The organism is Vibrio clamense (assembly GCF_050337905.1).
Taxonomy (GTDB): Bacteria; Pseudomonadota; Gammaproteobacteria; order Enterobacterales; family Vibrionaceae; genus Vibrio; species Vibrio cortegadensis.
The window spans coordinates 1-9,125 of the sequence record NZ_JAKJTJ010000044.1 but is presented as its reverse complement, the minus strand read 5'-3'; the positions used below and the strand labels follow the sequence as shown (position 1 = coordinate 9,125).

At 38.8% G+C, this 9,125-nt stretch carries 11 protein-coding genes and 1 pseudogene; 3 read left to right on the top strand and 9 right to left on the bottom strand.

All coding sequences use genetic code 11. From position 1 onward, the window contains the following. Positions 1-344 precede the first annotated feature (344 nt). Together L4C39_RS19535 and L4C39_RS19530 are read right to left on the bottom strand one after the other, a co-directional pair. Complete coding sequence (locus tag L4C39_RS19535) at positions 345-815, bottom strand: RDD family protein (RefSeq protein WP_429747607.1); 471 nt, start codon at positions 813-815, stop codon at positions 345-347. 1,324 nt (positions 816-2,139) lie between these two features. After that, positions 2,140-2,727 carry a DUF1294 domain-containing protein gene (locus tag L4C39_RS19530; RefSeq protein ID WP_429747605.1) on the bottom strand — a complete coding sequence of 196 codons (588 nt, stop codon included), beginning with the start codon at positions 2,725-2,727 and terminating at the stop codon, positions 2,140-2,142. Positions 2,728-2,943: 216 nt separating this feature from the next. Here L4C39_RS19530 and L4C39_RS19525 point away from each other — a divergent pair, with 216 nt between their 5' ends. Continuing rightward, a complete protein-coding gene (locus L4C39_RS19525) occupies positions 2,944-3,192 on the top strand; it encodes a type II toxin-antitoxin system Phd/YefM family antitoxin (protein ID WP_429747603.1) in 249 nt (82 codons plus the stop codon). Further along, positions 3,182-3,472: a type II toxin-antitoxin system RelE family toxin gene (locus tag L4C39_RS19520; protein WP_065546184.1), complete on the top strand. Its 291-nt coding sequence runs from the start codon at positions 3,182-3,184 to the stop codon at positions 3,470-3,472. Before L4C39_RS19525 ends, L4C39_RS19520 begins: the two co-directional genes overlap by 11 nt. A gap of 127 nt (positions 3,473-3,599) precedes the next feature. On the opposite strand, the gene L4C39_RS19515 is transcribed toward L4C39_RS19520, so the two are convergent. The 4 genes from L4C39_RS19515 to L4C39_RS19500 form a co-directional block, all read right to left on the bottom strand. After that, positions 3,600-3,977, bottom strand: a complete 378-nt coding sequence (locus L4C39_RS19515; RefSeq protein ID WP_017054357.1) for a PH domain-containing protein — start codon at positions 3,975-3,977, stop codon at positions 3,600-3,602. 159 nt (positions 3,978-4,136) lie between these two features. Next, positions 4,137-5,021, bottom strand: a complete 885-nt coding sequence (locus L4C39_RS19510) for a bacteriophage abortive infection AbiH family protein (protein ID WP_429747600.1) — start codon at positions 5,019-5,021, stop codon at positions 4,137-4,139. Between the two features lie 149 nt (positions 5,022-5,170). After that, on the bottom strand, positions 5,171-5,749 hold the full coding sequence (locus L4C39_RS19505) for a hypothetical protein (RefSeq protein ID WP_429747598.1): 579 nt from the start codon (positions 5,747-5,749) through the stop codon (positions 5,171-5,173). A gap of 140 nt (positions 5,750-5,889) precedes the next feature. Continuing rightward, positions 5,890-6,342, bottom strand: coding sequence for a GNAT family N-acetyltransferase (locus L4C39_RS19500; protein ID WP_088729602.1), 453 nt, complete (start codon positions 6,340-6,342; stop codon positions 5,890-5,892). Positions 6,343-6,693: 351 nt separating this feature from the next. On the opposite strand from L4C39_RS19500, the gene L4C39_RS19495 reads away from it, so the two are divergent. Beyond that, entirely contained in the window at positions 6,694-7,455 is a 762-nt protein-coding gene (locus L4C39_RS19495; RefSeq protein WP_429747596.1) for a hypothetical protein, read from the top strand. Positions 7,456-7,695: 240 nt separating this feature from the next. On the opposite strand, the gene L4C39_RS19490 is transcribed toward L4C39_RS19495, so the two are convergent. The 3 genes and pseudogenes from L4C39_RS19490 to L4C39_RS19480 all read right to left on the bottom strand — a co-directional run. After that, positions 7,696-7,986, bottom strand: a complete 291-nt coding sequence (locus L4C39_RS19490; protein ID WP_029865849.1) for a hypothetical protein — start codon at positions 7,984-7,986, stop codon at positions 7,696-7,698. 340 nt (positions 7,987-8,326) lie between these two features. Next, positions 8,327-8,809, bottom strand: coding sequence for a tetratricopeptide repeat protein (locus L4C39_RS19485; RefSeq protein ID WP_429747593.1), 483 nt, complete (start codon positions 8,807-8,809; stop codon positions 8,327-8,329). A 114-nt stretch (positions 8,810-8,923) separates the two neighbouring features. Next, positions 8,924-9,125 (bottom strand): annotated as a pseudogene (locus L4C39_RS19480) (CatB-related O-acetyltransferase); the annotation flags it as partial.

The window sequence follows — 9,125 nt, the reverse complement described above, 5'->3', positions numbered from 1 at the left end:
GTACCAACTCTCCGACCTGAGTCAGAGCTTTATGAAAAACCCAAAATTTCTCAGTATCCCAAACACCACATTCCGCTAGGCAACCATAAAATGTATTTTCCCACTCGGCACTGCCGTCACTAGGCATATTTTTTAAAACTTCTTCAATCGGATTATTGTTCATGCTTTTTCCAACGTCTCGATAAGAGGATTAAAGCTGCGGAATGCAGTGAATACTAAAATGCCTAACGCCGCGTTAAGTGGTGAGCAACGCAGGCCACTGCACTTAAAGTATTGCGCCGTAAACACTTAACCCGAAGCAAACCAAAAATGCCGAGCGTTGGGAATCCGTCTTAAACGCTTTGTTAGGCGCGTTTTTCGAACTCTACAGCCTCGACACTACGATCTTTAGGGCGAATTACTACAGTACTGGCAATCATGTCGTGCCAACCTTGTTTTTTACCGTTGAAAGCTACCCAGATAAAACCCAAACACAGAGGAATGGTACTAACGTAATATGCAACATACCTAAGAATTGATTTACTCGTTGAAAGTGCTTCACCAGTTTTCGCATCCACAACTTTCAACTTTAACGCAATTTTACCAGGTGTCGCAGAGCGATATACCCAAAATAGTACTGTGGCTATGAATGGAAACAGCCAATTAAGTAAAAGGTCCCAGCCACCCAGAATGAAGCTTTCAGATTCGAAGTAATAATTACCATATATCCAATATAGTAGTGGCATGGTCAACATAAGAAATAAAATTGTATCTATTAAAGCCGCTCCCAATCTTACCCAAAAACCTGCATATTCAAACTGATTACTATATTCCATTACTTTTCCTATTTTCTAATATGGGCTGAATAGCTGATAACCGCCTAACGCCCAATTAAGTTGCAGACCAACGCAAACCTGAACTCAAAGCAACGCACCGATTACACCCAAACCAATTGGWGCTGAAAATGCCACGCGTTGGCTGTCAGCTTGAATTGCTTGTTATATTGCCCGCACGATGAAGTTAAGTTTAGCGCCAAGATGCTGAATTGGTTACAAATCTACTGGCTTTGAACTCAGATGTAAAACGGATAGTTCGAAACTCAACCATAGACAACAAAACGCACTTGGCTAAGAAGMGAAATGAGCTGAAATTAGAGAAATTTGATTAGCCTGAGTGACAAAGAATTCGAACGAGAAACCTGACGACAAAGTGCGCTGAAACTACGATTTTAATTTAGCACCCACGAAAAAGAAGCCACGCAAAATGAACGTGAGCCAGCAAAACTTACTAGCGAGGAGACTTGCGTGACGTTGCAGCTAATTAACCGACACACTTTCTACGTGCGATGGGCATTTTGATGGCATTTTTCACGAAAAGAACAGGTGTGTAGTTCGGACGCAGAACAAAGATAAACGGATAATTTAACCCTTTGAACCTTATGCAATATAACGCCGCATTAAGGGGTGAACAACGCCTCCTCCCGACCTAAAGTATTGTACCGTAAACACTAAATTTGAAGTAGATACAAAAATGCCAAGCGTTGAGAATCCCTCTTAAATGCTTTGTTATATTGCCCGCACGACAGAGCTAAGTTTAGCGCCAAGGTGCTGAATTGGTTACAAATCTACTGGCTTTGAACTCAGATGTAAAATGGATAGTTCAAAACTCAATCATAGACAATAAAACGCACTTGGCTAAGAAGCGAAATGAGCTGAAATTAGCGTCATTCGATTAGCCTAAATGACAAAGAATTCGAGCGACAAACCTGACGGCAAAGTCCGCTGAAGCCACAATTTTCAATGCAGCACCCACGAAAAAGAAGCCGCGCAAAATGAACTTGAGCCAGCAAAACTTACTAACGAGGAGACTTGCGTGACGTTGCTGCTAATTAACCGACACGCATTCTACGTGCGATGGTCATTTTGATGGCAACTTTCACGAAACGAACAGGTATGTAGCTCGAACGCAGAACAAAGATAAACGGATATTTTAACCCTTTAAATCTTATGCAATATAACGCCCAATTAAGGTGCGACAACGCTATAAAAACCAAGCTAAACCATTGCACCGTAAACACAAATTTCAAACCGGAGTGAAATCGCTAAGCGTTAGGAGTCACTCTTAAATTGTTTGTTAGGCCACTGTACAACCGCTGTTCTATTAGTAAAAAACACTCGATATTCTTTGAATCAAAGTGATACCTGAGGGAGTAAAAGTCCAAAGAAATGCACTGATATTTAAGATTATAGTGATCCACAAAATTGCTTTGAACGGCTGCTTCTTCGATTTATGGCGTAGCTGATTTTGTGCGAACAATGCTCCAGGCCAGCCACCAAACAACGATAACATATGAAGTGAATTTTCTGGCGTTCTCCACTTCCCAGTTTGAGCTGCTTTTTTGTCCACTGAAAACATTACATACGTAATGAGACTTATACCGATATAAAGTGGAATTATAAATAATGGTCGACCAAAAACGATAAGCGCGGCACACGCGAAAACTAAATATGAACAACCAAATAATACGGTCAAAGGAAGTGCTTGCTTGCCTTCTATTGTTACATCAACGGCATTAAATCGCCCACGATTATCTTCGCTAACTTCAAACGTTACTTCATCGTTTAACCTAGGTCGATGATTGCTATTTTTCACTGATGAAGCATGAATAAAAACTCTCAGATTACCATTCAACGCTGATATAAAACCGTAACCTTTTGAGTCATTCCATTCTGTAATCTTACCTTTCACGACCTTTTCCTATTGATAAAGTAACTTACGTGGCCTAACGCCGTGTTAAGTGGTGAGCAGCGCTACCACCAAAATTCAAGACATTGTGCCATAAACACATATGCAAAACTTTGAACTGAAACCACCGAGCGTTGCGAATCCGTCTTAAACACCTTGTTATACCGCTTGTTTGCGATTAAAATGACCATATCAAAGACCGCTTTAAGGAGCTTTTAAATGACCGCTAGAATATTAGCTGATGTTGCTGCAAGTATTACTGAATTTAAAGCGAACCCAATGAAGGTTGCTTCAAGCGCTTATGGTGCTCCAGTCGCCGTACTAAACCGAAATGAACCTGCATTTTACTGTGTACCTGCTGCTGCATACGAAATGATGATGGACAAACTTGAAGATATTGAGCTACTTGCTTTAGATAAAGAGCGAGAATCTGAAGCAAGCATTTCGGTGAGTATCGATGACTTATAATCTTGAATTTAAAAGTAGCGCACTTAAAGAGTGGAAAAAACTCGGCGCTACTTTGCAACAGCAATTTAAGAAGAAACTGATTGAGCGCTTAGCTAACCCACACGTTCCGGCTTCCAAATTATCCGGCGCAGACAACATGTATAAGATCAAATTACGCCAATCTGGCTATCGCTTAGTATACAAAGTGCAAGACGACGTAGTTATTGTTACCGTTTTAGCCGTAGGTAAGCGCGAACGTAGCGATGTGTACAGGAAAGCGATGACAAGGCTCAACGACTGATTGCGGTATAACGCCCAATTAAGGTGCGACAACGCTATAACACCCAACCTAAACCATTGCACCGTAAACACAAATTTCAAATCGGAGTGAAATCGACAAGCGTTAGGAGTCACTCTTAAATTGTTTGTTAGGCTAATACGTACTCACTAATGATGCGGTTGAATTGAACAATGTCAAAAGTACCTCTAATTTCGAACCTAACACGACCCACTTCACTCAAATACAATTCGATTTCACAGTCCAAGTCAAACGTACCTGATGTTTCAACTGAGAATGCATTAACTTTACTAAATGGCAGTGACGTATAGTCAACCTTTGAACCAGTGATGCCTTGAACATTTGCAGCAATTACGCGCTTATTTGTAAATATAACTTGGTCACGTACTGTCTTAAATGCTGCAAGAATACTTTCACCATCAATCAGAAATTTTTGAAAATCTTCTCTAGCATCAGAAATATCAATGGGTTTGAGTTTGAATACTGATGAATTTTTGAAATCAATCATATAGATACCTTATTCTAATTATTCGATTTTAGCCTAACGCCCAATTAAGGTGCGATAACGCTGTAACACCCAAGCTAAACCATTGCACCGTAAACACAAATTTCAAATCGGAGTGAAATCGGCAAGCGTTAGGAGTCACTCTTAAATTGTTTGTTAAGTTTATTTTATTTCTTCCATTTTAATAAAGTGTACATTACTCTCGGAAAGCCCCAACGCCATTGCAGCTTGAGATAAGCAGATTTTGTCTTCTAGCTTATAAAAACTAATATACCAGTTTGTATCAAATTTAACCTGACTAGCAATTATTCTGAAATACTCAAGGTCCACAGATGACATTGAATGTCCAAGTATATAAATATCTTTCATACCCGATAGACTAGCGAAAAATCGCTCATTTTTTCTTAGAACACTGCTTGTGGATTTATAAGTATGGCTAAAGTATTCATCTACGACTTGATAGCCAGAAGCAATTCGAGTGTCTGTATTTTCATCTATGTAAGTTGTTAGCTGTGTTCTATCTTCGGGAGCCCATCCGTGCCCAAGGACAATCTCGTTGGCTGGCTCATCAATTGAACCATGTATGTGTAACACATTTATTTTGGGAACGTTATACAATCCCGTCAACGTTTGTGTATAGTTAAACGTTAGAAAACGAGCATGTAATTTCAAATTGAGAAGCGTTGGGTTATTAGGTATATCAACCGTATTTATCCACTCGCAAAAGCATTCATATAGCTCAGATGACAATGCTTCTACATTTTTGGTAAGTTCATATTCGTAGTCATGGTGTCCTGAATCACTCCAGTCATCATCACCATATGATGGTAAACAATTCGATGCATCATCTTCTAAGAGGTCAACATCCAAGTTACCTAATACTTCTTCAAAATCTGACCACTTTTCATCGATACTTAAAAATTTTTCAACAGTATCAAAAACAAGTCCATGCTTTCTCTGCAAGTACAACTTAAAGCTTTCGTAACTAGTTTGCATTCCATGGTGGAGGTCAAAGCCATTTCCAATAATATATAAAGTATCAGGCACCGCTATCTCCCAAAAATAAACTTAACGCCCAATTAAGTTGCAGACCAACGCAAACCTGAACCTAAAGCAACGCACCGATTACACCCAAACCATTTGGAACTGAAAATGCCACGCGTTGGCTGTCAGCTTAAATTGTTTGTTAGTTGCCCTTATCCATTTTCCCCTTTGTTGTTTAATTCATCAGGGTTTGCTAAATACATTTTAACTAATTCCAGTTTATTTAGTCCTTTATTACTTAGACCAATATCAGCTCGTATAGCTTTATGTATATTATTTACCGCAATAAAGATATTGCCTCCATTTTGTGAGACACGCTGAAATTCCAATTGCATTTTTATTACTTCTGGAGAACCCCACAGAATAATTTCRGATTTAAATTTAACAAGATAATCCACTAATTCCTGATTTGATGGAGCTTCGATAGAGACATTTTCATTCGCTCCAGACATCATGGCTTGAATTGTTTCTAAATATTTTTCATATATTTCAACCTTTTTTGACCTGTGAGCCTCTTCTCTATCGCGCAACTTTATTTGATTCTGCGTGATAATCACTGCTGTTAAACCAACAAATATCGTTGCCATTGCACCAAGAATCGCAGCTGCTATTTTTGGATCAGAACTGGCTAACGCATCAATGAAAAAACCAAATGCAATCCACACCCCGTAAATAGTAAACCCTATGATGGTAAAACCTAAAATACCTAACCAAAACTCTTTTTTTAACATTGTAAATCTCCATTGGGCAACTAACGCCCAATTAAGGTGCGACAACGCTATAAAACCTGAGCTAAACCATTGCACCGTAAACACAAAGTTCAAATCGGAGTAAAATCGGCAAGCGTTAGGAGTCACTCTTAAATTGTTTGTTAGTTTTTTGTCTGCATGACCATGTTTATTCCTGTCGCTTTAAAGCCAATTTCCTTATAAAGCTTAAAAGCTCGCTCATTATCGTAAGCCACTAATAATTCAACCTGTTCAATTCCACTACCAGTCCAAAATTCATTCAATTCTTGAAATATGCGGCTGCCATAACCTTTACCTTGATACTCAGGGAAAACTTGAAAGTCATAAATGAATGCTGAGGTTTCTGCTAAAAAATACCAGAAATAACCAATTACATATGTAATACCATTCAATTTAACTTCGAGACACAGAAGAGTATTATTTTCTGTTTTTAACCCCTGAGGTAAACAGTCATCAAGTTCCATGTTTGCCAACTGCACCCCTTTAGCATGGGATACTTGCTTTGCGGCAGCGAGTTCTTGCCCTCTAAATTCATTGGAATACAACCTATAACACTGAAATTCTTCTTCAGTCATATTTCTATATAAGACCATCTTCAACCTTTATGCGATTTTCTTGAGAAAAACTAACGCCCAATTAACTTGCGCAGCAACGTAATACAAAGGTTCTGCATTGCGCCATAATCACTAAACCTAACTAGAAATAAAACTGCCACGCGTTGCAAGTCAGGTTAAATTGCTTGTTAGTTTGTTGTAAAACCGTAAACAACACAGCTCAACCTTTACCGCCAAACAAAACTAAGCTCACATTTTCACTTAGAATACTATATTTACCTTGATTAGAAACACCTCATATGACAAAAGTATTCCAGTTTAATATCAAAATAAAAATGAATTAATTAACATATAAGTAAATAAGGTATACCAATGTCAGAAAATAACAAAATTGAAAAAGATCTACCCGAAATAAAAGCTTCTAACGTAGCACTACCTGATGTAAATAATAAGAATATAAAAAATATAGATTTATCAATGATTATTTCGGCAGTAGTTCTTAGTGGTGCGTTAATGGTTTCTGCATCTACGATCAATAGTGATGAGAAACCATCTAACATAATTGAATATATCGGTGGTAAAGTTGAAATGGGAAAAGTGATAGCAGAAAAAGCTAGTTTCAATTTCTCATTATATACAGAGGACAGTAATCGACCATACACAGCAACTGCTTCATCTTCTGATGAGCTAGTTAGAACTGTAACGGCATTCTTTAAAAATACCCTAGATGATGAAAATGAAGAAATAGATCGAAGTAATAAACGTAAGCAAGATCGTTTTGAAAGTGCGATGATACGATATAAACGAAATCTAGAAACATATAACAAGCATCTAGCTTCTCTTGAGAAAGGTGAACAACCGGGCTATGACGCACCAGAAAGACCAATATTAGAAGGTCTTAAAGAAAATAAGCTCTTCGACGATATGGTATTAACTGTTGATGGCAAAGCCGTAGTTTCTGGTGAAGTAAAATACAATGGTACAATCACGCCTCAATTCACACTTAAACTAGAAAAAAGAGAGAAAAAATTCACGGTAAAAGATAATTTCTCTTTACCAGATCTTATTGAGTACATCGAAGACAATGCAGATGATCTTTATTCTGATTATGAAGATGAATCTCTTGTCGGCTAAACGCTAACCTCGGTACAGCCTCTCAGAATTTAAACTGCACAACGAGAGGCTATCCTACACTGCAAATTAAACAAACTAACGCCCTGTTAAGGTGTGAGCAACGCAATACAAAAGCCTCCGCAGAACACCTTAAACACAAAAACGCAACGCATAGTAAAAATGCCACGCGTTGCGAATCACTCTTAAACAGTTTGTTATACGCTTTTCTCACAATCTAAAGTGAAGCGTATATCAAGCAAGCTAAAGCTCACAATAAATGCGGCTCATACCACGATCACCGCGCTTATAGCCTTCGGCAGCTGAATCAAAGTGCGTGGTAGCCTTTAGACCAACCATTTTGTTTACTGTCATCAAATGCCACCCCGGAACTGTACCCGAAGCACTGCCGCCAGAGATCTGATAACACCGAACGGCATCATTACCAGCAGTAGTCATGCCATAACAATGTGGTAAAACTTCTCTCGGGTATCCGTCGTAAGTAAACTCAAGTTTTAACTTCTCTTGAATTGCACGAACAATTAGCTCATTCATAACTATACACTCATATTTAAGTAACTAGAGAGCAAGAACATACTCACTCTAATGCATAATCTATGACCAACTCGGAATCCATACAACAAAATTCAAACTTTAGTTGCAAATTGTGCTTACGGTACTGGCAGAATAAGAAAAATGTTTTTAAAAGAACTGGAATATTGATATTAATCATTGAGATAAATGACTTTATTAGGCGTATAACGCCCAATTAAGGTGCGACAACGCTATRACACCCAAGCTTAACCATTGCACCGTAAACACTAAATTCAAATCAGAGTGAAATCGGCAAGCGTTGGGAGTCACTCTTAAATTGTTTGTTATAAGCGTGTTTCGTTTACCACGTTCTATCTAAATCCTCGGCGTACAAAGAAATAGCGCGTTTATACTCTATTATTGCGTAACTACTAGTGGTTGAAACTAGCAACTCAAGAAGCAAAGACGTCGCTTCTTTATGACGCCCTAGGTTGTAGAGGCACATTGCATAGAAAGGCTGAACCTCCATAGCATCAGGGTACTCGTTCAGAGTTTGCTCGAAATACGTAAGCGCATCTGAGTAGTTACCAAGACTTCGATAGGTGCTCGCCAAGCCAAATAAAGCATCGAACCGTTCTACTGACGATAGTAAACCCGACAGAGATGACAGATAATGACCAACTGCTTCTTGCTCTTTACCTTCATTATCATATGACCACGCAATTTGCAGGTGAGCCTTAGCTACATAGTTTTCATCGTTCAATAACGTTGAAAGCAAAGCTCTAGACTCTTGATATCGAGCTTCTTTGCGCAATTCAATGGCTTGTTTGATGATGGCTTCCATAGTTTTCCTCGAAAGCTTATAACGCCGCGTTAAGGTGTGATGCACGCTTGGCTATACTTGAGCGAAGCGAAACTGCCAAGCGTGAGGAATCACTCTTAAACGCTTTGTTATGTGCTATTTTTGACCATCGTACGCCAGTACTGCACTCTTCAGTTGCTGAATGTCCGAGGCACACAGATACCGCTTTAATACTTCGAACTTCTCCAAAGGCCAGTCATAAATTCGCATTTTCAGAAGCTCAGCAATAATCGATTCATCAAAGCGATATTTAACTAATTTCGCGGGCGTTCCTCCAACAACACTATAGGGAGCGACA